Origin of the sequence: Microcoleus sp. B6-A1 (assembly GCF_036705085.1) — a bacterium.
Taxonomy (GTDB): Bacteria; Cyanobacteriota; Cyanobacteriia; order Cyanobacteriales; family Microcoleaceae; genus Microcoleus.
On record NZ_JAUBTU010000066.1, the window covers coordinates 15,551 to 40,831 of the forward strand.

At 47.1% G+C, this 25,281-nt stretch carries 12 protein-coding genes and 1 pseudogene; 5 read left to right on the forward strand and 8 right to left on the reverse strand.

The features are described from left to right. Nucleotides 1-1,253 precede the first annotated feature (1,253 nt). On the reverse strand, nucleotides 1,254-1,973 hold the full coding sequence (locus QUB11_RS21900; protein ID WP_333391743.1) for a PEP-CTERM sorting domain-containing protein: 720 nt from the start codon (nucleotides 1,971-1,973) through the stop codon (nucleotides 1,254-1,256). Nucleotides 1,974-3,056: 1,083 nt separating this feature from the next. Between QUB11_RS21900 and QUB11_RS31340 the strand changes: the two are divergent. Then, nucleotides 3,057-3,230 (forward strand): annotated as a pseudogene (locus QUB11_RS31340) (DUF255 domain-containing protein); the annotation flags it as partial. Between the two features lie 8 nt (nucleotides 3,231-3,238). On the opposite strand, the gene QUB11_RS21905 reads toward QUB11_RS31340, so the two are convergent. Both QUB11_RS21905 and QUB11_RS21910 read right to left on the reverse strand, forming a co-directional pair. Continuing rightward, the gene (locus QUB11_RS21905; RefSeq protein WP_333391745.1) at nucleotides 3,239-3,385 is read right to left on the reverse strand and encodes a hypothetical protein; all 147 of its coding nucleotides are present in this window, start codon (nucleotides 3,383-3,385) and stop codon (nucleotides 3,239-3,241) included. 296 nt (nucleotides 3,386-3,681) lie between these two features. Continuing rightward, nucleotides 3,682-5,256 (reverse strand): outer membrane protein assembly factor BamB family protein, encoded by a 1,575-nt coding sequence (locus QUB11_RS21910; protein WP_333391747.1) that lies wholly within the window; start codon nucleotides 5,254-5,256, stop codon nucleotides 3,682-3,684. 127 nt (nucleotides 5,257-5,383) lie between these two features. Here QUB11_RS21910 and QUB11_RS21915 point away from each other — a divergent pair, with 127 nt between their 5' ends. Next, complete coding sequence (locus QUB11_RS21915; RefSeq protein ID WP_333203976.1) at nucleotides 5,384-7,663, forward strand: DUF255 domain-containing protein; 2,280 nt, start codon at nucleotides 5,384-5,386, stop codon at nucleotides 7,661-7,663. A 156-nt stretch (nucleotides 7,664-7,819) separates the two neighbouring features. Here the strand turns inward: QUB11_RS21915 and QUB11_RS21920 are convergent, their stop codons facing one another. The 3 genes from QUB11_RS21920 to QUB11_RS21930 all read right to left on the reverse strand — a co-directional run bounded on the left by QUB11_RS21920 (nucleotide 7,820) and on the right by QUB11_RS21930 (nucleotide 11,091). Continuing rightward, on the reverse strand, nucleotides 7,820-8,908 hold the full coding sequence (locus QUB11_RS21920) for an ABC transporter ATP-binding protein (protein ID WP_333203977.1): 1,089 nt from the start codon (nucleotides 8,906-8,908) through the stop codon (nucleotides 7,820-7,822). A gap of 212 nt (nucleotides 8,909-9,120) precedes the next feature. Beyond that, a complete protein-coding gene (locus QUB11_RS21925) occupies nucleotides 9,121-10,182 on the reverse strand; it encodes a spermidine/putrescine ABC transporter substrate-binding protein (RefSeq protein ID WP_333203980.1) in 1,062 nt (353 codons plus the stop codon). 51 nt (nucleotides 10,183-10,233) lie between these two features. After that, a complete protein-coding gene (locus QUB11_RS21930; protein ID WP_333203982.1) occupies nucleotides 10,234-11,091 on the reverse strand; it encodes an ABC transporter permease in 858 nt (285 codons plus the stop codon). 94 nt (nucleotides 11,092-11,185) lie between these two features. On the opposite strand from QUB11_RS21930, the gene QUB11_RS21935 reads away from it, so the two are divergent. Continuing rightward, on the forward strand, nucleotides 11,186-13,246 hold the full coding sequence (locus tag QUB11_RS21935; protein WP_333203984.1) for a dynamin family protein: 2,061 nt from the start codon (nucleotides 11,186-11,188) through the stop codon (nucleotides 13,244-13,246). 137 nt (nucleotides 13,247-13,383) lie between these two features. Here the strand turns inward: QUB11_RS21935 and QUB11_RS21940 are convergent, their stop codons facing one another. After that, on the reverse strand, nucleotides 13,384-14,232 hold the full coding sequence (locus QUB11_RS21940) for an ABC transporter permease (protein ID WP_333150991.1): 849 nt from the start codon (nucleotides 14,230-14,232) through the stop codon (nucleotides 13,384-13,386). A 101-nt stretch (nucleotides 14,233-14,333) separates the two neighbouring features. Between QUB11_RS21940 and QUB11_RS21945 the strand changes: the two genes are divergently transcribed. Next, nucleotides 14,334-15,848 (forward strand): FAD-dependent oxidoreductase, encoded by a 1,515-nt coding sequence (locus QUB11_RS21945; protein WP_333203986.1) that lies wholly within the window; start codon nucleotides 14,334-14,336, stop codon nucleotides 15,846-15,848. A gap of 330 nt (nucleotides 15,849-16,178) precedes the next feature. Here QUB11_RS21945 and QUB11_RS21950 read toward each other — a convergent pair whose 3' ends face one another. After that, nucleotides 16,179-18,992, reverse strand: a complete 2,814-nt coding sequence (locus QUB11_RS21950; protein ID WP_333203990.1) for a chloride channel protein — start codon at nucleotides 18,990-18,992, stop codon at nucleotides 16,179-16,181. 654 nt (nucleotides 18,993-19,646) lie between these two features. On the opposite strand from QUB11_RS21950, the gene QUB11_RS21955 reads away from it, so the two are divergent. Continuing rightward, nucleotides 19,647-25,151: a S8 family serine peptidase gene (locus tag QUB11_RS21955; protein WP_333203994.1), complete on the forward strand. Its 5,505-nt coding sequence runs from the start codon at nucleotides 19,647-19,649 to the stop codon at nucleotides 25,149-25,151. Nucleotides 25,152-25,281: the final 130 nt, after the last annotated feature.

Sequence of the window (25,281 nt, forward strand, 5' to 3'; positions counted from 1 at the left end):
GTTTCTCGGCGATTCGGCAATCAAAGTACCCACGGAAAATCGAGGGTTTCAGACTACGAACTAAAAACAGTCCAGACTATTGTAAAAGCATATCATAAAAATAGTGGGGGATGTGGACAACTCAGTAGCTTGAAACCCTCCTACGGAAAGGACTCGGAGGATTTTAATCGCCGTAAATCTTTGAGATGAGGTTAGTAGACACTCTGGAATTTGATGAATGGTGAAACTCAGAGGCAACCCATAGCTCAGCATTAGGACACCTAGATGAAAAGACTGCTACTCGAAATGATTGGTTGGATGCCTAGCGCTTGCTTATACCAATTTTAAAAAAGAATGCAACAGTATTCTTGTTCCCCCCGCTGCATTGCGGGGGGCTAGGGGGGGTCGAAGAGTGTTGCACGATTTTAGATAAATGGTATTACTTTGCCCCTGTAAGCAAAGACTAAAAAGCGAGTGAATCAACAAAAATTAAAAATAAGTAGCCTCAATGAGGCTGGGATTTCTTGAGAGTAGACGCAATTAGCACCGCGCACGGTGTGACACTGAGGTTCGAGTAAATACGGCTGAGCGAGTTAGAGTTCGAGCAAGGATCAATAGTGATTAAGCTGTTCTACATTTAAACTGTGTGTCAAAAATCAATAAAACTCTTGTGGGACGGGCTTCTAGCCTGTCCCGATTTTCCAATTTAAATGCGTAACAGCTTATCTCCTTTTAAAAAATCTCAGTGTATTTAGAGCGGAAATTATTAAGAAACAGCCTTATACCAATTTCATAAAGTAGCGCTAGATATTACCCCCCCAACCCCCCCTTATTAAGGGGGGGCTAAGACTTCATCCATAGCACATCTTTAGAAAAATGGTATTACGGTAGTTGTTAAATGCGCTGTATAGGGGCGACTTGACCTTCAATACCACTACCCTGGGGTGCTGTAATTACGCCACCCATCCAGCGATTATTCGCCATTGAACTGTGCCGCATCAATTCGGATTAGTCCGTTGCAGGGATTGCTCGCCCTCTAAGATGTTTCAATGCCTAGTTGATCCACTTGATTCCCAGGACTCAATTATAGATATTAATAACAGCGGTAATGCTACAACTGCGTTTCATCTCGCCTTAAAAGTCCGGGGTTTTCACGGCTGCACCCTATCAGATACTAAGAAACCTGGTTTCTTGGTGAAACCAGGTTTTTAGCTCGAACATACAATAATCAGTTTGGCATCAAGCCAGAATCGAAAACGAGTTCAAATGATCGCCTATTCAGCTTTTTGAGCTTGAGCGCGTTGCTTTTTGAACATAGTACCAAAACCAACAGCGGCTCCAGCAGCAAGCATTGTTAAAGGTTCAGGAGTAGCTTCAGTGTTGCCAGTGCTGACAAAAACATCGCTATCGCCCTTCTGACCAATACCCCGGACGTGCATCCCTAGTCTCAAAGTACCATTATTCAACGCGTCAACTACGTTATTATAATTTCCAGTAAAGCTCAATCCCAAAACCTCACCAGTTTGGACACCGTCCCGCGTACGATTTATCCCAGCTGCAAAATCCGTAGACCAAGGAGTAGCAAGGTTATTAGTTTGTGGCAGAGGAGTAGCTCCCTCTGTAAAGTTAACACCACGACCATTTATAATGCCAAAGTTGCTCAATAAATTGGTATTAGAACCTGTGTCCAAGTGAACTGCAGCAATAAAGATCTCGGCGGCGGATCGGTCTGTATTGTTATTGAAAATGTTGAATAAAACGTTATTGGAGCCATTATCTAGGACATCAAAGCTAAAGCTATTTACATAGGCATCTCCCGATGTATTATCGCTAGCAATATTACTAAAGCTGAAGGCGGAGGCAGGTGCTGCGGAGACTCCACTAACAGCGGCGATACCGGCAACGGCTAAAATAGATTTGACCAAGTTTAAGTTGAATTTCATGGTTGACACCTTTATGTTTAAGTTGACTGGAAGCTGGTTTTTTTCCTTCACATATTCAATCTAAAGCAAAGCACAAGTTAATGCAAGTAGTTTTGATAAAGATTCGATGAAGATTCAGAATACGCTGATGGGATTTAGGCAAAATGCCTAAATTGAGGGCTTCTAGCTAGCTATTTCCTATGGCGTGCATCAAAAAATAGGGGTGCTGCCACCCGGATTTTAGTCCTGACTTCTCTCTCTTTTAAAAAGCTATAACTCAGCTCCCTAGACTGGGTGTCACCCAGCATAATTACTGATAAAAGTCTTTTTAAGCTCTAAAGTATACGCTTAAAAAGTTTTTTATCCGTGAATGTACGGTAGAAAAATTTAAGCAAGAGCTTGATTGCTGGGTAAAAATAAGTAAATACCGATGGTGACAGTGGAAGCTGCGGAATGTGGGCTACAACTCTGGGCAAAATCGGGGCTCATATTCGGTGCGTCGATTCTCCCTTTCGGATTCAGCAACCAGCGCCATTGAGACTTATATATTGCAGCATTACCAAGAACCGGCTTTGAGGCCCGTTCCACAAAGAATGAGTTTTCTTGTGGGGAGTGGGGGTTGGGCAGGAGAGGCCGCCCAAAACAGGCTTGTTGATCATGGTGCAACATCTCAATTTAGAGACCAATGGTTTCGGTGCTCGTTATTATCTGTGACGCCGGAACTTTGGCAGACTAAAGGGACGACTCGACTTTCTGGGACATAGTTTTCGGAACGCCTCTACCGTCAGGGCTGTTTCGGGGCAACCACGGGGAGTAGGGGTCGGATTGCCCCTAGGGAAAACCAGCTTTTTGTACGGGTTGTGCCAAGAATGCCCACCCATCCAGGATTTGTTAGGCATTTGGTGGGATTGGGGCAGCCACGGGATTGGGGCAGTCACGGGATTGGGGCAACCACGGGGGGATTGCCCCTACAAGAGAATGAAACGGCCCTGCCCCCTACCGTCTCACTCTTTTAAGATACAAGGGGCGGGTTTTTGAGGTTGTCAATTATTGGCAGGTATGGTTTGTGAACCCGCCCCTACGGTATTAGGGGTAATCGATCGGAAATAATATGACAAGCTTAGCCAGCAAAAGCGAAAACACGCCGAAAATTCGATCGACTGGTTGGCCTGGTGCGACGAAGCCCTATAAAGGGCCCGGAGGGAAAATAAACCGATTTTTCTGTCAATTGGCTATTCTAGCTGCCACTAATGTAGGGTGATGGAAGGGGAAGGATTTTGCGATCGCGCGATCGTCCAATACCTGAATTCGCACTTTATACCGATAAAAAGCGCTTTTTACTGTCCCACCTGTTTCTTCAACTGCCACCGCCCAAACGCCTGTTCGTACTCTTTCCCTTCAGTTCGATCGAAATTCCCAGCATTCAGCGACAATCGCAATCCCCACCTTAGTAAAATCAACAGCGACCAATCAAGCTCGTGCACTGCTGCTATAGCAATCCTTGCAGGAGTCGTAAATTTTTTACCCCACCCCAACCCTCCCCTTAGTAAGGGGAGGGAGTAAGAAATTCGCAAATGATGCGAGGATTGCTATAACAGGTTTCCGATACCTGACATCCTTTATATGAAAGATATAAGCGCAGTTAAACGGCAGGTAGTGGCCTTGGCGGATTTCAACACCCTTTTAAGAACAGGCTTTCCGGCCTGTTCCACAACAGAGTCTACTTATTGTGGAACAGGCCGGAAAGCCTGTTCCCGATAGAGGTACAAAATACCAATAACTAACCCAAAGTATACATCCAGCCATCCCTCGCGCAAATCCTCACAATTCCGTCCCACACTACAGGCGTCGCCTCAAATGACAAACCCGGCTTAAATCTCCCCGATTCTATTACTTTCAAACGGTAAAACTCCCCTTTAGCATTTTTCAAAGCATTCTGATCTCCCGACTTCGCTCGTTCCCAATTCAAATTGAACAAATAAACACCGTTGTATCCCGCACTGATCAGTTTATTGCCATCGGTAAAAATCGGAGTCGAAATTGAAGAACCAATCGCTTTTTTAAATACTATTACCGGAGTATCGTAAGACTGGTTACGCCAAGGCACAAAAGTTTTTTTACCTGTAATCATATCTTGGGAACCGATGTACAAATTGCCGTCGAGCGCATTTGTGGCAAACAGCGCCGGAAACTCCCCTGAATTGTACTCGTCATTCAACGCCACCGAGCCAATTATCCCGCCTTCCCAGCTAGAAACTCGGCGATTTCCGGTAGGCAAAAACCATTCGACGCTGGCATTCGGTTCCTTGTTGGGATTCAGCTTCAGCACTCCGCCGTTGCCCTGAATGTATTGTTTTTCAATGGCACAAAACAGTTTACCTGATTTAGAAATTACAGCACTTCCATCCAAATCAGAACCAGTATAGAAATCCCAAACTATCTTTTTAGTTGCAATGCTAATACCGTAAATATGACCGGAACCAGCAGCTATAAATATTCTATCTTTGAGCCGTGATGGCGATGACTCCGCTACCAAGTTGCCGCGGTGCTTGCTGATATCTGCTGCTGCATAAAGCTGTACTTCCGACAAGATATTTGGCTGCTTGATGCCTTGTTTGATTTTTGCATTGCTTGTGGAACTATCGAGAAAATAGCCGATCGCATTTTCCCCCGCATTGAACAAAACGCCACCGCCGAGATCCAAAGCGCTACTGTCATTATCGCGGCTGTAGCTAGGCGTTTTCCTGATGTCCAATTTCCAAAGTTCCTTGCCAGTTCTAAAAGATATTGCCCTAAAACTCGGCACGACACTTTTGCCACCGCCACCACTGCGGCTTCCCTGCAAAATTACAATTCTGTTTTCGGCGCTAGCTTTTTCATCGATATAAATCGTTGATGAACCTTTGATTACATCATCAAATTTATAGCGCCAAACTTCTTTATTAGTAGCAATATCTATTTTTCGCAAATTGTGGTCATAAGCACCTATAATTAAATAAGTTTTTCCCCCGTCTCTGGTAATTGTCGGCTGTCCTGTCCAACCGGCACCGCTCCAAACTACAGACCGCCTTCCCAGAAAAGTCCGGCCGCCGCCGAGTTGAAATTTGTCGATTAACTTCAAACTTTTCGGAACACCTCTGCCGTAGAACCGACGCTTGTCGTTACCTAAAAAGGTCGGGACTAATAATTCTATTTCTGGGTCTGCTTTCGCCAGCAAATTGTTAAGATTAGTTTCTAATAAAGCTGGCTCTGAGGATTCAGTTTGGCTCAGTTTGAGAACAGCAGGAGGAACAGCAGCACTCAGCAAAAATTGTCCTAGCTGTTGATTGAAGGTTCTCCGAGATGATAAGCTCATATTAGATCGAGATAATCAGCCTTAATATTAAAACATAATTATCAGCAACAACTCAACTAAAACATCTCGCGCTAAACTGCTATAGAACTGACAAGCTTACCCAGCACGAGTAAAAGTATATTTGATTATGGTCAACCGTCTTGCTCAATCCCAAAGCCTTTACCTGCGGAAACACGCCGAAAATCCGATCGACTGGTGGCCGTGGTGCGACGAAGCCCTAGAAACGGCCCGAAGCGAAAATAAACCGATTTTCCTGTCAATTGGCTACTCTAGCTGCCACTGGTGCACGGTGATGGAAGGGGAAGCATTTTCCGATCGCGCGATCGCCGAATACATGAATTCGCATTTTATACCGATAAAAGTCGATCGTGAAGAACGCCCGGATATCGACAGCATTTATATGCAAACCTTGCAAATGATGACCGGTCAAGGCGGTTGGCCACTCAACGTTTTCCTCACTCCAGACGAGCGAGTTCCCTTCTACGGAGGCACTTATTTCCCTGTAGAACCGCGCTACGGACGGCCGGGATTTTTAGAAGTTTTGCAAGCAATTCGCCGCTTTTACGACACAGAAAAAGGCAAAGTAGAAGCCTTCAAAGCAGAAATTTTAAGCAACCTCCAACAGTCGGCAGCGCTGTCAGGAGTAACTGCCGAATTAAATCGCCAAATCTTCCAAAAAGGCTTAGAAATCAACACCGGAATTATTGCGGGCAGCAACCCCGGCCCCAGTTTTCCGATGATACCTTATGCTGAGCTAGCACTGCGGGGAACGCGATTTAATTTTGAATCAAAATACGACAGCAAACAAGTCTGCACTCAGCGCGGATTAGACTTAGCATTGGGCGGCATTTACGACCACGTAGGAGGCGGATTTCACCGCTATACGGTTGATGCTACTTGGACTGTGCCACACTTTGAAAAAATGCTCTACGACAACGGTCAAATTGTTGAGTATTTAGCAAATTTGTGGAGCGCGGGAATACAAGAACCGGCTTTTGAAACTGCGATCGCGGGGACAGTAGAATGGTTGAAGCGAGAAATGATTGCGCCGACAGGCTATTTTTATGCTGCACAGGATGCGGACAGCTTTACCCCCCCAACCCCCCCTTACCAAGGGGGGGCAGAAAATTCAACCCCCCCTTATCAAGGGGAAACAGAAAATTCAACCCCCCCTTATCAAGGGGAAACAGAAAATTCAACCCCCCCTTACCAAGGGGGGGCAGAAAATTCAACCCCCCCTTACCAAGGGGGGGCAGAAAATTCAACCTCCCCTTACCAAGGGGGGGCAACGGGGGGGTCAGAACCGGAAGAAGGAGCATTTTATGTCTGGACTTATGCGGAACTGGAAAAACTATTAACTGCTGAGGAATTGGCAGAAATTAAAGCACAGTTTACTGTTAGTCGCAACGGCAATTTTGAAGGCAAGAATGTATTGCAGCGCCGCCATCCGGGAAAACTGAGCGACACGGTAGAAACGGCTTTGGCTAAACTCTTTCAAGTTCGCTACGGTGGCAATCCCGATACTGTAAAAACCTTTCCGCCAGCGCGCAACAATCAAGAAGCTAAAAACGACAGTTGGCCGGGTAGAATTCCCGCAGTTACTGACACGAAAATGATTGCTGCTTGGAATAGCTTAATGATTTCGGGTTTAGCCCGCGCTGCCGCTGTTTTTGGAAATTTGGAATATCTGGAATTAGCTGTGAAAGCAACTAATTTTATTTTAGACAATCAGTGGACGGATGGGCGGTTTCAGCGGCTGAATTATGACGGACAATCTGCTGTAACCGCGCAGTCGGAAGATTATGCTTTGTTTGTGAAAGCTTTGTTGGATTTGCATCAAGCGAGTTTGACTTTAGGCAATGGGGAAGAGGCAAAACAGTTGCCGAATTCTCAGTTTTGGTTGGAGAAAGCTGTGCAGGTGCAAGAAGAGTTTGATGAGTTTTTGTGGAGTGTGGAATTGGGAGGATATTACAATACTGCTAAGGATGCTAGCGGAGATTTGTTGGTGCGGGAACGCAGCTATATAGACAATGCAACTCCGGCGGCGAATGGAATTGCGATCGCCTCTTTGGTTCGCCTCGCGCTGTTGGGCCCGAATTTGGAATATCTCGATCGCGCGGAGCAAGGTCTGCAAGCTTTCAGCAGTATTGTACAAGATGCTCCGCAAGCTTGTCCGAGTCTACTTTCGGCGATCGACTGGTATCAGCATTCTACCCTGATTCGCACGACTCCCGACCAGATTTCGGGGTTGATTTCGCAGTATTATCCGACTGCTGTCTGTCAGATTGAGGCTGATTTGCCTGAAGGTGTTATCGGGTTAGTTTGCGAGTGTTTGACTTGCAAGGAACCTGCGAAAAGTCAAGAGCGACTGTTGGAGGAAATTTTGCACAGTCAAACGCGAGTTTAGCACCAATACTGTCTATATTATTGAACCGCGAAGACGCGAAGGAAGAAGGAGGAAGCAGAAGGAAGAAGTAGATTATCTCCTACCGGGAAGGAAGTACATCTTCAATCGGCTCCTCAATCTTCCAAAGAATCTCCGTGGCTTCAGCCCGCTTGAGTGTCAAACAATGTAGATACTTTCCGGCGGCACGGCAACTCGAACGCTGTCGCCGACTTTGTGCCGCTGCAAGTCATCTCTGTGCAAGTTTTGTCGGCGAAGGGCGATCGAACTTTTAGCAGTCAACCGCACCGTATAGCGCGTATCAGTGCCAATATAAATAGCCTCTTCTACTATGGCGGGCCAGCTATTTTCAACATCATAATTAGCCGGATAAATAGCAGCTTTTTCTGGTCGCAACACCAGGGTAACAACTTTCCCAGCGGGCATATCTTCTGCTGTCGCAACTAACACGGGCAACTCCTGGTCAACCAACACGATTATTTTACCGTTTTGCTTTTCTACTACTCGACCACTTAAAAAATTGCTGTCGCCAATAAAATCAGCAACAAACCTCGTTTTAGGATATTCATAAATATCAACAGGCGTGCCGACTTGTTGCAGTTTTCCTCCATCCATCACTGCAATTCTGTCCGACATCGTTAGGGCTTCTTCCTGATCGTGAGTTACATAAATAAACGTAATTCCCAATTTTCGCTGCATTTTTTTCAATTCTAATTGCATCTCTTTACGCAATTTTAAATCCAGCGCTCCTAAAGGTTCATCCAACAGCAAAACAGACGGCTGTTTGACTAATGCTCTTGCTAATGCTACTCGCTGCTGCTGTCCCCCTGACAGTTGGCGGGGATAGCGTTTTTCTACCTCGGTTAACTGTACTAATGCTAAGGCTTCCGCAACGCGATCGCGAATTGTTTGCTGAGGCAAATTCTCCATTTCCAACCCAAAAGCGGCATTTTGTGCTACTGTCATGTGCGGAAATAAAGCATAGTTTTGAAATACCGTATTTACTGGGCGGTGAAATGGCGGGCGATTTTGCATCGGTTGGCCGTGAATGTAAATTTCGCCCGCTGTGGGAATTTCAAAACCAGCGATCATTCGCAAAGTTGTAGTTTTGCCGCAGCCGGAAGGGCCTAGTAAAGAAAAGAATTCTCGATCGTAAATTTGCAGGTTGATGTTATCTACAGCTAAGAAATCTTGACTGCGGGCACTTTTAAATACTTTGGAAACTTCTAAAACTTCGACAGAGTGCATTGTGTTAGTATTTGTGAGTAATAAAAATCTGAGTTCGAGTCCTGATATCTTGCACCATTCTCAATTACTTGTTTAGGAACGGGCAAGATGCCCGTTCCACAAAACTTAATTTTCTTGTGGAACGGGCATCTTGCCCGTTCTTGACGAGGGTGCAACTCCCCTGCAAACTCAAAACTTAAGTGAACCAGCCCCCGCAGAAACCTGTGTTATATCTACTTTCCAGCCCCTGCTTTAACTTCCGTCCAAGCTTTATCATACAATGCAGTTGCTTTCCCGACATCCTGCAATAATTTCATTTTGTCAAACACCTCAGCCGGGGGGTAAATTTGAGGATTTTTAAAATCTTTCGGGTCGATTAAACCTTGATCGATTGCTGCTTTGTTGGGCGATCCGAAGTGGGTAAAATTGGAAATTTGGGCGCCGACTTCTGGCTGCAAAATAAAGTTAATAAATTTCTCCGCTAACTCTTTGTGGGCCGCACCTTTGGGAATAGCCATGTTGTCCGAAAAAATGATTGTTCCTTCTTTGGGAATAGCGTAACGGATATTAGGATTTTCTGTCATCACTTGGAAAATATCACCGCTCCATTCCATTGCCAAATTTACTTCTCCTTGATCTAGCATATTTTGCCCGGTGTCGGGGACAAAAGCTGCAATAATATTTTTACTTTTAATTAGCAAATCGCGGGCTTTGTTAATCTCTTCGGTATTGGTTGTATTTGGGTCAAATCCTAAATACATTAAAACTCCTGCAAATGTGTATCTGGCATCGTCTTGCCACGCGACTTTTCCGGTATATTTTGGGTCAAACATCGCCGCCCAACTGTTGATATCGCCCTTGGTTTCTTTCAGGTTGTAGCCAATTCCCATCGTTCCCCACTGGTAGGGCAGGGAATATTTATTTCCCGGATCAAAAGCTTGATTGATAAACTTAGGATCGAGGTTTTTTTGGTTGGGAATATTGTTTAAATTCAGCGGCTCAATTAGATTTTCTGCGGTCATGATTTTCACCATGTAATCGGCAGGAAATATTAAGTCGTAACCGGGGTTTCCCTGTTTGAGTTTGGCATAGAGTGCGTCGCTGTTCTCGAAAGTGTCGTATTGAATTTTAACATTGTTCTCTTTCTCGAATTGGGCGATCGCTTCTGGGGCGATATAACTTGCATAATTGTAAATGCTGAGCACTTGCTGCTGGTTGCCACCTGTGGGGCTACAGCCGAAAGCCACGGTTGCACTCATCACAAACAAAAGTAGGAAAGTCAGCAGGCGTTTCATAGGTTGTGTTAGTTGCAGACGACAATAATTATGACACAGAAAGCAATTTTTTTAACTTTTCTGAACTTTTAACGATGATACAACCAGCAACAAGGAAGCCAACAACATCAAAGTTGAAATGGCATTAATCGCTGGCGTAACTGCAAATTTTATCATGCCATAAACAAATAATGGCAGCGTCATCGAACCGACACCCGTGGTAAAAAATGTCACGACAAAATCGTCTAGCGACAGAGTAAAAGCCAGCAGTGCCGCGCTGAAAATAGCGGGCCAAATCAGAGGGAGAGTGATGCGCCAAAAAGCCCGCCATTCGTTAGCGCCTAAGTCAAAAGCTGCTTGTTCTAATTGGGGATCTAGTTCCGCCAAACGCGCCCTGACAGTAATAGTCACAAAGGAAATATTAAAGACAATGTGACCTATAATTACGGTAGGTAAGCCGAGATTCAGGCGAATTCCTGTAAGATTTTCTACGATCCGAAATACTAGGGTAAAGAAAACTAGCAGCGAAATGCCGATCGTAATTTCGGGCATGATAATCGGCAAAAACAGTAAAGCTTCTACAGCTTTGCGCCCCGGAAAATGAAAGCGTTCGAGTGCTAGGGCGAGCATTGTACCAAAAATTGTCGCTAACACCGTCGAAATAGCTGCAATTAGCAAGCTGTTGTTGAGTGCTGTCCAGATTCCGGCGCTGCTACTCGTAGCAATCGTCGCGCCTGCATTGCTAAACAAACTGCGGTACCAATCGAGGGTAAAACCGCGCCAAACGGCATTGAATCTGGAGGCGTTAAAGGAGTAAATAATTAAGATGAGAATTGGCAAGTAAAGAAAGGCAAATGCTAGTGCAGCTTGTACCCAAAGCCACTTTTTGCCGATCGCCCGCACGAGTAAATCTATTTTTGTTTTAGTCATTAGTCATTAGTCATTAGTCATTAGCGCATCTTACCCTAAATTTAGATCGGTCAAGGTGATAAGATCGAATTAGACCTTACTCGAGGGAAGACCCATGAGCAGTCAAGAAAAAGCGGCTGGTTGGCTCCATAGCTTGGATCGCCTTGTCAGAGTTCGCAACGAGATAGCAGCTTTGTTGGAGGATATCGCCCAAAATCTCACCCAAGCTGAATCACAAGCAGAAAATACATCTGGAAAACTAGGACTCTCTAAAGAGATTGAACGTCTCATCCAGCAAAGTAAAAATTTGCGCCAAGGAGTCTTTCGGTTTTTAGTATTAGGGGATATGAAGCGGGGAAAAAGTACATTTCTCAATGCTTTGCTAGGGCAGAATTTACTTCCCAGTGATGTCACTCCCTGTACTGCTTTGTTAACGGTGCTGACATACGGTACTGCAGAGAAAGCGACGATTTACTATAACGATAGCAAACAACCAGAAGAAATAGATTTTCAGCAGTTTAAGCAGCGCTATACAATTGATCCAGAAGAAGCAAAAATTCTAGAGCGGGGTAAACAGCTAGCTTTTCCAGATATCAGTCATGCGGTGGTAGAGCATCCGCTACCGCTGCTAGCCAAAGGTATCGAATTTGTGGACAGCCCGGGACTGAATGATACGGAAGCGCGAAACCAGCTTACTCTCGACTATATCTATAACTGTCACGCCATACTTTTTGTGTTGAGTGCGTCTCAACCTTGCACATTGGAGGAACGCCGCTATCTCCAGAATTACCTGAAAGACCGAGGTTTAACTATCTTCTTCATAGTCAATTCTTGGGATAGAATTCGAGAGGGACTTTTCGATCCAGAAGACACTGAGGCACTGCAAGTAGCCGAGGACAAACTGCGTCGAGTTTTCCAGACTAATCTGAGTGAATATTGTCAGGATCGGGGTCGGGATATTTATCAGCAGCGAGTATTTGAGATTTCTGCTCTCAATGCCTTGCGTAGTCGTTTGAAAAACTCAGAAGCTACTTTAGAAGGCACGGGCTTTGTCGAGTTTCTGGCGGCTCTCAATCATTTTCTGACTGGGGAACGAGCTGCTGCTGAACGGGAACAAGCAAGAGCGATCGCCCTTCAAGCTTGCAATCGCTTTCAAGCAGCAATCTCCCGCCGCATTCCTTTGTTAGATGAAACTGTCGATCAATTGAAAGAGAAAATTGATTCGATTCAGTCGGACTTCGCAAACTTGTCGAAAATTGGTAATCAATTCCAGCAAGAAATTAGAACAGTCCGCGAGCGAACTTCCCAAGAAATAGGCGATTCTTTCCGTACCTATATCCTGGATTTAGAGAACACCTTTGAAAAGGATTTTTTAAGCACTCAGCCCGATTTAGATTTCATGCAATTTCTCGACAAAAACAACCGGGCAATGTTCTATACCTCATTCAAACGTGCTTTCGAGCGATATATGAACGATCGCCTCGCTGCTTGGGAATTCATCGCCAAACAGAAGATAGCCTCTGCTTTCTCTGAACTTGAGGAAAAAGCAGCCGATTCTCGAATTGAATATGAACGAGTAGTAGAGGCTATGAATAAGAAGCTGTTAGGCTACCGATTCTACGCCGTCGGACATAGCTACAAGCATGAAGAAAACTCGACTTGGGCTGAGGTGGCAATAGATATGTTTTCCTCGATTCCCGACAACCTCAACAGAGGTATTCATTCTTTCAATATGTTTTGGCAGAGTGTCTTGGCTTGTGTCATGGTGACGCTGGTGCTAAATATTATCGGTGTAGTTTTTGCCTCTTTAACTCTTTCAGTTTTGGGTGGAATTCTGGTAGTTACAGGTGTTGTAGCATTGCAAGCGGAGTATGTTCGCCAACAGTTCATTTCTGCGACTAAGAAAGAGTTTGTCAAATATCTGCCACAAATCGCTGAAGAACAGTCGCAATATATTTATCAAGCAGTCAGGAAATGTTTTGAGACTTACGAAGAACAGGTGTGCGATCGCGTGAATGCTGATATCAATTCTCGCAAAGCCGAGTTAGATAGTTTGCTCGCTCAAAAACAATCGCGAGAAATTGACATACTCGCTGAAACTAAACGTCTAAAAGACTTGGAAGCCAATATTTTGTCTCAATTGCAGCAAATTGAGTTGGTAGGTGGATTTCTTTAGCTAAAATCCAAGTAAGCTGAAGTGCATTTAAATTGTAGAGTCAAATTTAAGAAAAGTCTTGTGGGGTGGGCCAGAAAGCCCGCCCAAAAAATACAATTTAGATGCCCAACAGCTTAAGGTGCCCATTTCGCACCTTACTATTGGGTTTCGTCAGACACGCGGAAGTAAATTAACACAGGAATCAATATGATTACCGTCAACAGCATAGAAAGCGCCGATCCAAAAGGCCAATCGCGAGCTTTCATAAACTGATTTTGAATCAAATTTCCCACCATAACTGTTTTAGAACCGCCCAATATATCCGGTGTGATGAAAGCGCCGACTGCTGGAACAAAAACTAAAATAGATCCTGCAACAATACCGCGAGTTGTTAATGGTAAAAATACCCGCCAGAAAGTACGAATATCATTTGCCCCTAAATCTTGAGCGGCTTCTACCAATGAAAAATTGAAGCGTTCTATGCTAGAATATAAAGGCAGAACCATGAAAGGTAAATAGCCGTAAATAAGACCGATCGCCACAGCGAAAGGCGTAAAAAGCAAGTTTAACGGTTCGCTAATAATTTGCAAGCTTTGCAAGGCTGTGTTAACTACTCCTTCGCTACGCAGGAGTATGATCCAAGCGTAGGTTCTCACTAAAAAGTTAGTCCAAAATGGAATAATTACCAGCAAAAGCAAAGCATTTCGCCAGCGAGGAGAACGGGTGGCGATGAAGAATGCTAGGGGATAGCCAACTAACAAGCAAGCGGCAGTTGTTAGAAAAGCCAGCCAGAGCGATCGCCCAATTACTCCTAAGAAAAGTCCACTGAACAAACGCTGGTAGTTGCTGAGAGTAAATATCCAAGTAACACCGCCGTAAGTACCGCGTTCTAAGAAACTGTACAACAGTACAATTAGCACGGGCAAAATGAAGAAAACCATCAGCCATGCGGTAGCGGGAAATAAGAGCAGCAACAGGTTAGTTTGCTGGCGGTTTTTGACACTCATTATTCACTCAAGCGAAATTTAGCACATAATGCAACACATTTTATATCAAATCCGCATTTTATGAATTATGTCATCATTAATAAATTATCAAGAGGTACGCAATGTCAGCAGAATCGTCAACCCCCAAAATAGTCGTCGTCGGTGCAGGATGGGCCGGTTTAGGCGCTACCTATCACCTAGCCCAGCAAGGCTATGATGTCACCCTGCTAGAAGCAGGCCCTTATCCGGGTGGCTTAGTTGCAGGGTGGAAAACCGCTGGCGGGCGTTCCGTAGAAGCAGGCATTCATGGCTTCTGGTATCCCTACAAAAACATCTTTTCCTTAGTCAAGGAATTAGGACTCGATCCCTTCACGCCTTGGACTCGTTCTTGTCAGTATTCACCCGCCGGATTGGAAGTAGAATCGCCGATTTTTCAGGACGAACCGCGCCTTCCTACACCGTTAGGAACCTTTCTTTATACCAGATTTAAAAGACTGCCATTAGTCGATCGGCTTTCCGCCTTACCCTTACTCTACGCCGTCCTAGATTTCGACAATTCCGACGAAGCTTGGCGCAGGTACGATCGCGTCACAGCCCGCGAACTATTCAAACAGTTTGGCGTTTCTGCAAGACTGTACCGCGATGCTTTTGAGCCTATGTTATTAGTAGGTTTATTTGCACCAGGAGAACAATGTTCGGCCGCCGCCGCTTTGGGAATGCTCTATTATTTTATCTTAGCACACCAACCAGATTTTGATGTAGTTTGGTGTCGCGGCACAGTAGGAGAAAAAATCTTTCGCCCCTGGGTCGAACGCATTGAAAAACTCGGTGCAAAAGTATTGACAAAGCAGCGAGTTACTGATTTAAGAGTTGACAGCAACAACCGAGCAACAGGCGTTGTTTGTGGCGGCGAAGAAACTTTCGAGGCAGATGCAGTTATTTTTGCAGTTGGTGTCACGGGAATGCAAAAAATTATCAGCAGCAGCCCAGCTTTGCAAAGTCGCCAAGAGTTTCGGGACGCGATGAATTTGGGTGCAGTTGACGTGTTAGCTGTTCGCCTGTGGTTTGACAGAAAAATTGACATTCCGCTGCCTTCTAATGCCTGTTTTGGATTTAGTTCAACTACAGGTTGGACGTTTTTTGATTTGAATGCTTTGCACGACGAATTTCGAGACGAACCGGGAACAGTTGTCGAAGCTGACTTTTATCACGCAAATCAATTAATTCCTCTAAAAGATGAGGAAATAGTTTCCTTAGTTCAGCGGGATTTAGCGACTTGCATCCCCGCTTTTCGGGAGGCAAAAGTAATTGACAGCAGCGCGATTCGGCTGTCGCGGGCGGTGACGCATTTTGCCCCTGGCAGCTATCAGTATTTGTTGCCGGCGGTAACAAGTTATGATAATGTATTTATGAGTGGCGATTGGGTTGTCACCCGTCACGGTTCTTGGTCGCAGGAAAAAGCTTATGTTACTGGTTTGGAAGCGGCAAATTTGGTAATTTCGCGTTTCGGAATCGGAAACAAAGCGGCAATTATTCCCGTGGAAGCTGACGAACCGCACATTCAAATCGGGAGAAAGATTAATCAGTTTACTCGCACTTTGACTAAAACTTTCATTCCCGATTTTTGGCTACCATAAGAAGAAGGAAATTCTGCAAAGCATTTAACAGATATCTTGCACCATTCTCAATTAGCCGTAGGGGCGGGTTCGCCAACAGCCTTAAAGCTTGCAAATAGGTTCTATAAACCCGCCCGACCCCACTGAGATGTTGCACCATTCTCAATAAGCTTTTTATGAACAGGCAAGATGCCTGTTCCACAAGAAAATTCACTCTTTGTGGAACGCAAGATGCCTGTTCCACAAGAAAATTCACTCTTTGTGGAACAGGCATCTTGCCTGTTCTTGAGAATGGTGCAAGATGTGAGATTTAACAGATGTTAGGAAGAAGGGGGATTCCCGTCTGGTTAGCTAAGAGGCCGATCGCACTAAAATGACTGTACAGTCGCACCCGCGCGCCACAGCTTCCGGGATGTTCCCGTGAATCACCTGCTTCAGCAGCCCTTCACGGCTCGCTCCCAGGACGATCGCATCGCACTGATCGTTCTGAGCCAAATCAATTAAAGCATCAGAAACCGATTTAGCGCAAACCGAAGTCGCTATTATCGAACAGCTAACCCGGCGCTTGATAAACTCCGCTGCTTGCTTTAATTCTCCGCGATCGGGTTCTGCAACAGAAGGCTGGTGAACCTGACACAATTTAATCTCCGGTACAGCACTCGCAGCCACCAAAGCCGGTAGCAACCGCAAAGCCGCAGCTTGCTTGTAACTGCCCCGAATAGGCACCAACCAGCGGTGCAAACCCATCAGCGTGTGCAGTCCCAATTCTGGGGCTGGAATGTCAGAATTCGGCGGGGAAAGTTCAGTCTCTGGAGTCGCTGATGAATCTGAGGATATCGCCAATGGGGGATTATCTGCGCCCTCAACTTTTTCCGGCTTTAACTCCCATTCGATAGAGGTATATTTCCGCCCGCTGAAAGCGGCGGAAAACTCATTTTTCTGACGTGTTGCTAATAGTTTTTCGCTCCATTTAACCAAAATTACCTCGCAGCCTGCTTGCCGAATTACGGTATCGACCACATCGCCAAAAATGCGTTCTTTTGTGGATAATTCGCCTTGCCAGCCCATCAAAATCAAATCGATATGTCGCTCCTTAATTGTCTCCAAAATCGCGTTAGGCACGTCGTGAGCTACCCGTATTTGGGTGTGTACTGGCAAGTTCAAATTGCGAATTATTCGTTCGGCTTGTTGCAGCAGGCGGCGGCTTTTGGTTGTCCGCACTGCGCTTTCGGAGGGGGAACTGTTGCGCGGTACTAAGATGATTTGCAGGCATTCTAATTCGTAATTACGATCGCGCGCAATCGCCGCCGCCAGCCGCAGCAAAGCGGGTGCTGTTTGGGGATTGGAAAGCGGCACTAATAAGCGGCCGTTTCCGACTTGCGGAGCCCTGGTTTGATAGACAACATAGGAAGGTTCTGGATGCGGGCCCTGGGTTGTTTCTCCGCTGAGGCGATCGGATTCAACTCGGATAATGTCGCTGCGGGTAATAATTCCCACCAAACGCCGGCCTTCTATGACTGGCAAACGGCTGATATTGTAGTTGTTGAGCCTGTACAATACCTCGCTTAAAGTATCCCTTGCTTTGACTGCGATCGGCTGTACAGTCATAAATTCTTTGAGCAGGGAGTTGCCGGACAAATTGCGATCGCTGGCATTTGCCAAATCGGTTTGACTGACAATTCCGACTAATTTGCCATCTTCAACTACTGGAAATCCTCGGTGGTGCGATCGCGAAAAAGCCTGCATCACTTCATCGAAAGTCAGCAGACTCGAAAGAGTTTCAACTCGGCGCTGCATCACGTCATCTGCGTGCAAGTCGCTCAAAGTATTGCTCGCCGCTTTTGCCTTTGTCAGTTGAATGCCGTTAAACTCCAAAAGGCGATCGTAAAAAGAGCCACTGTCCACCTTTTCCGCCACCAAATAAGCAACTACAGAACAGATCATCAAAGGCAGCACTAATTTGAAATCTGCCGTAATTTCAAACACAATTACTACCGCAGTAATCGGCGCCCTAGAAACCGCACAAAAAAACGCTCCCATTCCCGCCAAAGCGTAAGTTACCGGCAAACCGACACCCAGGGAATCTGCCTGCACAATTCCCACCATGTGACCGAGTGCAGAACCCATAACTAGGGCTGGGGAAAACAATCCTCCCGGAGCTCCAGAAGCAGCAGAAATAATTGTCAGAAAAAAGTGAGCTATAAAGGCAATTAAACTCGTTATGCCGCTTGCTTCGCCTGTCAGCATAAACTCCCGCAAACCCGTATTATCGCGGAAAGTTGCTGGAAGAAAAGCTATTACTGAACCGCAGATTAGACCAGCTAGAGCCATTCGCACAGGCAAAGCTAATTTGAGCGATCGCCTGTTAAATTGCAAGCTAGCCATAATCCCTTTGGTGAACAAAGCTCCCAGCCATCCCGCTAAAACTCCTAATAGTATATAAAACGGGATTTCCTGAGCATCAAAACTGGTTTGGTACGCGCGAAGGTTCAAACTTAAACTATCGCCGCCCAAAAGCTGCGAGACAACTGCACCGATAAATGAAGCGATAATTGCAGTCCCTAAAGTCAATCCCGAAACGTCGTGCAGGAGTTCTTCAACTACAAACAAAACTCCTGCAATGGGAGCATTGAAACCTGCAGCCAATCCTGCAGCAGCACCGCAAGCAATCAATTGTCGGCGGTAGTCTGGGGAAGTCGGCATCAAGTGACCTATCCAGCCAGCCAAAGATGCTCCTATTTGCACAGTAGGGCCTTGCCTGCCTAAAGTTAAACCGGAACCAACTGCTAAAATAGTGGTCAGAAGTTTGGCGACAGCTACTCGCAAATCTAAGGAAAGATTGACTCCGCCGAGAGCAGCTTTGACGTGAGGAATGCCGCTGCCTGCAGTTTCGGGAGCCAAACGCTCAACCAAGAAACCAGTCAGCAACCCGCCGCATAAACCGACGCTGGGCAGTAATATCCAAGCTGGGATTACTGTCGAGGTAGCAACTCGCCAACTGCCCAGCCATCCGACTCCTGATTTGAGCAAAACCCCAGCGAGTCCTGAAATTAAACCGATCAGACAAGCTTCAAAAATGGCTAGGCGTTTTGGTCGTAAAAAAAGTTGAGATTTGATGACCCTGGAAGGTTCCCTAAATTGTTTAGGGATAGTTATGTACGGCATAAATAGCGTAGATGACCTGAGAATTGTCTGCTCGCACTTTATCGAAAAATTGTTCGACTTGGCAAAATATAACTAATTTTTAACCGGATGTTCACGCAGATTAACCCTGATTAATTCTATATGTTTATAGAACCAATTTGATATATTGCCAGCGATCGCTCATAGCAGTCGAATATCTCACAGCAGTCCATTTACCATAACAAGTACGGAAGAACTACTTCCCTGATTTGTTGAGACTCACTTTGCTGAGGATTCTTTCGCCCATTTGACCTCTTCAATTCCTGTTACACAACACCCCTCAAAAGTCAACCCTCAACCGCCCTCATCGCCAAAGATCCGACTTTTCCGACTTATCCGACTGGAAGATCCGACTTTTCCGACTTCTACAAACAGCCACCGACAGAAATAATTGAGATAGCGAAACTCAACCTGCGATCGCTTGGGTTCTATATGCAGTTGGATATTTGTGAACTTTAACAGGTAATTTTTATGTCTGGTAAATTACTGGAGCGATCGCCACCAATCTATGACAACATCTATCTGAGGGGAGATGCGGGGAGAAGGCGATCTCATCTAATGGCAGATGAGATCGCCTTCTCCTCATACCCGATCGCTTTCAGAAGCAGTTAAGAAAATTATCAGGAGAGGCTTGTTATGACTAATTCATCCAGATTTCCAGACGACTTAAAAGATACTCTAGCCAAGGATCAGTGGTGGCTGCTGAACACAGGACAGAAAGTTGAGAATAATAGGAAAGTCGAAAATGCTCCCGGCATTGACCTGAATGTACTCCCTCTGTGGCCACAGTATACGGGCAAAGGCATCAAAGTAGGTGTCGTCGATCAGGGTGTTGAGGAACACGAAGATTTCGCAGGCAACTTCAATAAACTGCTTTCCCAGCCCGGCTTCTTGCCACAGAATCCTGGTGAGAGTCACGGTATGGCTGCAGCTGGCATTATCGGAGCTAACAGAAACGATCTCGGTACAGTGGGTATTGCTTACGAAGCGACGATCGCAGGTTACAACTTTAAGGAGGCTAATACCAGTTTACAGGCCCAGGATAAATTCGACGTTTCCAACAATAGCTGGGGCCCACTGTTTAACTTTGTTGATTATGATGTTAAAGGCATCCAAAACGCTGTCACCAACGGCCGCAATAAGTTGGGAACAGTATTTGCCTGGTCTGCGGGAAACGATCGCCAACAGTTTAACCCTAACCTGAGAGCAGGAGTGCAACAGCGGGGGAGAAATGCCAACTTAAGCCGTTTGTCAAACAGCCGCTATACAATTGCCGTAGCAGCGCTCGACAATCAAGGAGTTTTTACCACATACAGCAATCCGGGTGCACCGGTTCTCGTCTCAACCTTCGGCAGCGAATTCCCCCAAAGTATTGCCACTATAGATCGTACAGGCAATGATGGCTACAATACAAACGCAACAGCCAAAAGCAAGACAAACTTTCCCAACACCAACTACCACGCAGGCTTTAACGGCACATCAGCAGCGGCGCCGATGGTTGCCGGTGTTGCAGCCTTAATCCTGCAAGCCAATCCCAAACTCGGCTACCGCGACGTTCAGGAAATCCTAGCTTACTCAGCCCGGAAAAATGACCCCGATCAGTCGTGGAAAAATTTCACGATCGGGAACGTTAGCGCAGCCGTTAGCCTCAACGCCGATACTTGGACATTTAACGGCGCTAAAAACTGGAACGGCGGCGGACTCCACGTCAATCACGACTACGGCTTCGGATTAGTCGATGCTACGGCAGCAGTGCGTTTGGCTGAAACTTGGCAGCCGCGATCGGGATTGGGAACTGCCAAAAATGAAGCAGCAACTGCGGCCAATGAAATAAACCGAGAAGTGAAAATTGATAATTTGACCCTGCCAGAATCGGGGGTGGTTATCGACGACAATAAGCCAGCAGGGATCGATCAAACCTTCAAGATTACTCAAGGCATCAACATCGACAAGCTCGAACTAGACTTGAATATCGAGCACGGTCAATTTCAAGACTTAGTAGTCAAGTTGATTGCTCCAAAACCAGATGGTACCGCAGGTGGTACCGAGAGTATAATTCTCGATCGTGTCCCTTACTACACCCAGGCTGGCAATAGTGGAACAAAAGACTACGGTTTCAAAGGCACAACCATCAACTACACCTTCAGCAGCGCCCGCCACTGGGGAGAAACCGGCCTTGGCGATTGGACGCTGAACATTTCAGATAATAGCGACACCCCCGACCCCAAAAATACCAGTGAAAATAACACTGGCAAACTCATCGGCGCAACTTTGCGGTTGTACGGCGACGACTTAATTAACGACAACACCTACATCTACACCAACGAGTTCGCAAGTTTCACCGATGCCTCTTCTGCCCGCAAAACTCTCAGCGACACTGATGGCAACGACATCATCAACGTTGCCGCCATCAGTGAGAACGTTATCGTCAACCTAGCGCCCGGTGGACAAAGTACCCTACCCGGCCGCACAGTTACAGGACAAGAACTCCCTCCTCAAACTCTCACCATCGCCCTCGGCAGCATCATCGAAAATGCCTTTGCTGGCGAAGGAAATGACTCAATAGTCGGCAACGAAGCAGCCAACACCCTCTACGGCGGCCGTGGCAACGATACCCTCGTCGCCTCCGGTACCGGGGATACCCTAGAAGGCTTCAGCGGTAGCGACTCTCTAGTGGGAGGCATCGGAGACACTACTTACATCCTCGATGCCAAGACAGCCAAAGGCAGCAAAATCAAAAATGTTGGTGGTGTCGCCAATAATTTAATCCTCAGCAACGCCACCCTGACAAACACCCTCGCAGTAGGGCAGAACGGGATTGACAAAAAAGGTAACAATTTGCTGATCGATTTGAATGCCGACGGCAAGGTAGAAGTGAATGATGATTTGACCATTGAAGACTTTTACTTGCCTACTAGCGGCCGCTTCCAAAATGTCGGCAACCTGCCTAGCAGTCAGATTCCCGGCTCTCCACCAGCTCCAGCCCCAGCTCCCGGCCCAGCTCCCGGCCCAGCCCCAGCCCCAGCCCCAGCTCCCGGCCCAGCCCCAGCCCCAGCCCCAGCCCCAGCTCCAGCCCCAGCCCCAGCCCCAGCTCCAGCCCCAGCTCCCGGCCCAGCTCCAGCCCCAGCTCCCGGCCCAGCTCCAGCCCCAGCTCCCGGCCCAGCCCCAGCTCCAGCTCCCGGCCCAGCCCCAGCTCCAGCTCCAGCCCCAGCTCCCGGCCCAGCTCCAGCCCCAGCTCCCGGCCCAACTCCAACTCCGGCAACACCGGGCGATGATACCATCGAAGGTAGCGCCCAAAACGACACCATCGACGGCCTTGCAGGTGACGATGAAATTTCCGGTCTAGGAGGAAATGACTCCCTCCTAGGCAATGCCGGAGATGACTACTTAAATGGCGAGGAAGGTGACGACAGCCTCTTTGGCGGCGAGGGAAATGACTTCCTAGAAGATGAATCGGGCAATAATTTGCTCTCCGGCGGCGACGGCGATGACGGAGTTTTCGGCGGCAGCGGTGCCGACTCCCTCTCTGGCGATGCCGGCGATGACTACTTAGATGGCGACGAAGGTAACGACAGCCTAATTGGCGGCGCGGGAAATGACATCCTAGACGATGAATTGGGCAATAATTTGCTCACCGGCGGCGACGGCAATGACGAACTAAGCGGCGGCAGCGGTGCCGACTCCCTCACAGGAGATGTCGGCGATGACTACTTAGATGGCAACGAAGGCAATGACTCTATTTCTGGCGGTGTCGGCAGCGATATTGCAGATGGGGGTGACGACAACGATACCCTAGAAGGCGGTGACGGCAATGACGAACTAAGCGGCGGCGAAGATAACGACAGTATCAATGGCGGCCTTGGCAATGACGAACTCTACGGAGATGACGGTAACGATACCCTAGAAGGTGGCGGTGGTGCCGACAGTCTGTTTGGCGGTACTGGCAATGACTTCTACGTGTTAAATGGTACTTCCGCAGCGGGCAGCATCATTGCTGACGACAGCGGCACCGATAGTCTAACTCTCAATGGTCTCACGCTGGCGATCGGCTTAGCCGCCGGTACGGCAGGCGTCACGCGGGGCGGCGAATTGGATACCGACTTGCTAATTGACCTCAACAAGGACGGGATTTTTAACGAGACTGACGACTTGTTGATTCTTGACTTCTTCGCTGAACCAAATCTCGAACAAGGAGACGGTTTTATCGAACAAGTTGGCAATCTCTCAGGGGCAGATATTCTCAAGAGTTTCCCGCTGAAGGCGACTCCTGAAGATGATTTCCTCAATGGTGGCAGCGGCGATGACAGCATCGACGGATTGGCCGGCAACGATGAGATTGAGGGCAATCAAGGCAATGATTCGCTGTTCGGCAACGCTGGCAATGATGTGTTGAACGGCGACGAGCTCATTGTGATTAGTGAGGCGGAGGGTGACGTAATTCTCGGTACGGGGATTGGCAACGACTACCTCGATGGCGGCGATGGCGACGACACTCTCGACGGCGGCGAAGGTAACGATACTCTGGTAGGCGCTGCCGGTGATGACAGCCTGTGGGGCGGTGAAGGTACTGACATTATCAATGGAGGAGATGGCAAAGATTCTCTGTACGGGGCTGAAGGGAATGACAGTTTGTTTGGTAGTGCCGACAATGACTTTTTGTTCGGCGGAGAAGACAATGACACTCTCGACGGCGGCGATGGTGATGATTCTTTAGTTGGCGGTGAAGGCAATGACAGTATTGTCGGCGGTGCCGGTATCGATACGGTGTCTTATGCTACTCTCCCGAGTCCCGTCAATATCAATCTCGCAGGGGGAAGTTCCACAGCCGAAGGTACTGATACTCTCACCGGTATCGAAGTTATCATCGGTACAACTTTCGCCGATACCATCACCGGCAGCAGCAGCGACGAAAGCTTAATCGGCAACGGCGGCGCCGACATCCTCACCGGTGGTGGCGGCAACGATACCTTTATCCTCGACCCCACACAATCCGCCGCCAGCAAGATTCAAGCAGGTGCCGGCACTGACAGCCTGGTTGTCACGGGTGTTACCGCAGCTTTATTTCTAAGTCCCGGTAAAGTCGGAGTCGATCGCAGCGGTACTACCTTGCTAGTAGACATCAACCAAGACGGTAAAATCAACGCCGCAGATGACATCGAAATTCTCAATTTCTTCGATTCTCCCACCAGCAATGGCCCCGGCAGCGGATTTATCGAAACTGTTGCAGGTTTGTCGGGAAATACTATTCTCGATCGCTTTGTTCCTCCATCTCTACCCCCACTCACAACCACACCCACACCTACCCCAACTCCCACGCCTGACGGCCCCCAAATTTTAACGCCCAGCATTCCGATTCCGAGTCCGAATACTACCGTTGATTCTACTTTCAATGGCGGGCAGCTTAGCGATTTGTTCTTCGGAACTCCCCAAGCTGACGCACTGGATGGTTTAGCAGGAGACGATACGATTTTCGGCTTAGATGGTGCTGATAATATCCAGGGCAATGACGGCGAAGATTCGCTATTGGGCAATGCTGGCACCGACTTTATCGATGCTGGGAATGGCAATGATATTGTTTACAGCGGTAAAGCTTCCGACGGCATCTTAGGTGGCGGCGGTAATGATTCGCTGTACGCAAATAAAGGCTTGGATGTTGTTTTGGGAGGAGACGGTAACGATATAATTTTTGGTGGAAAGGGCGATGATTCTATCGGCGGCGATGCGGGAGATGACAGCATTTTTGGTCAGTTAGATAAGGATTTCTTGCTCGGCGGCAGCGGTAATGATGTTGTTAGCGGTGACGTTGGGGATGATACTTTAGCAGGTATCGATCCGAGTGCTACTAACCCAGGAGTTGGGGAGTTTGATACTTTGACTGGCGGGGAAGGTAATGACCGTTTCTTGCTGGGAGATAGTGATAAAATCTACTACTCTGGTGATGGTAATGCTGTGATTAGTGACTTTAATTCTGCGGAGGATGCGATCGTCCTTTCGGGAATTAAGGACAATTATTCGCTGTCGCTTTCGGGGAATGTTACTAGCATTTTCCTCAAAAAACCCGGTGAATCCGATGATTTAATTGCCACGGTGCAAGGGGTGATGGATTTGAATCTCGATCAACCTTATTTCACTTTCATTTAGAAGCGGCTTTTTTTAACCGCAGATACACGTAGATTAACGCAGATGAATTTTACCCCACATTCCGCACCCCCAACTGGCACATACGCGGATTGAGGAAGTAAAAGTGAATCATCGGAGATAATAATGAGTA

Bases quoted from the DNA above. Each gene is read 5' to 3' on its own strand.
- QUB11_RS21910 (WP_333391747.1), bottom strand. From the start codon at position 5,256: ATGAGCTTATCATCTCGGAGAACCTTCAATCAACAGCTAGGACAATTT.
- QUB11_RS21940 (WP_333150991.1), bottom strand. From the start codon at position 14,232: ATGAGTGTCAAAAACCGCCAGCAAACTAACCTGTTGCTGCTCTTATTT.
- QUB11_RS21930 (WP_333203982.1), bottom strand. From the start codon at position 11,091: ATGACTAAAACAAAAATAGATTTACTCGTGCGGGCGATCGGCAAAAAG.
- QUB11_RS21920 (WP_333203977.1), bottom strand. From the start codon at position 8,908: ATGCACTCTGTCGAAGTTTTAGAAGTTTCCAAAGTATTTAAAAGTGCC.
- QUB11_RS21955 (WP_333203994.1), top strand. From the start codon at position 19,647: ATGACTAATTCATCCAGATTTCCAGACGACTTAAAAGATACTCTAGCC.
- QUB11_RS21925 (WP_333203980.1), bottom strand. From the start codon at position 10,182: ATGAAACGCCTGCTGACTTTCCTACTTTTGTTTGTGATGAGTGCAACC.
- QUB11_RS21945 (WP_333203986.1), top strand. From the start codon at position 14,334: ATGTCAGCAGAATCGTCAACCCCCAAAATAGTCGTCGTCGGTGCAGGA.
- QUB11_RS21915 (WP_333203976.1), top strand. From the start codon at position 5,384: ATGGTCAACCGTCTTGCTCAATCCCAAAGCCTTTACCTGCGGAAACAC.
- QUB11_RS21950 (WP_333203990.1), bottom strand. From the start codon at position 18,992: ATGCCGTACATAACTATCCCTAAACAATTTAGGGAACCTTCCAGGGTC.
- QUB11_RS21935 (WP_333203984.1), top strand. From the start codon at position 11,186: ATGAGCAGTCAAGAAAAAGCGGCTGGTTGGCTCCATAGCTTGGATCGC.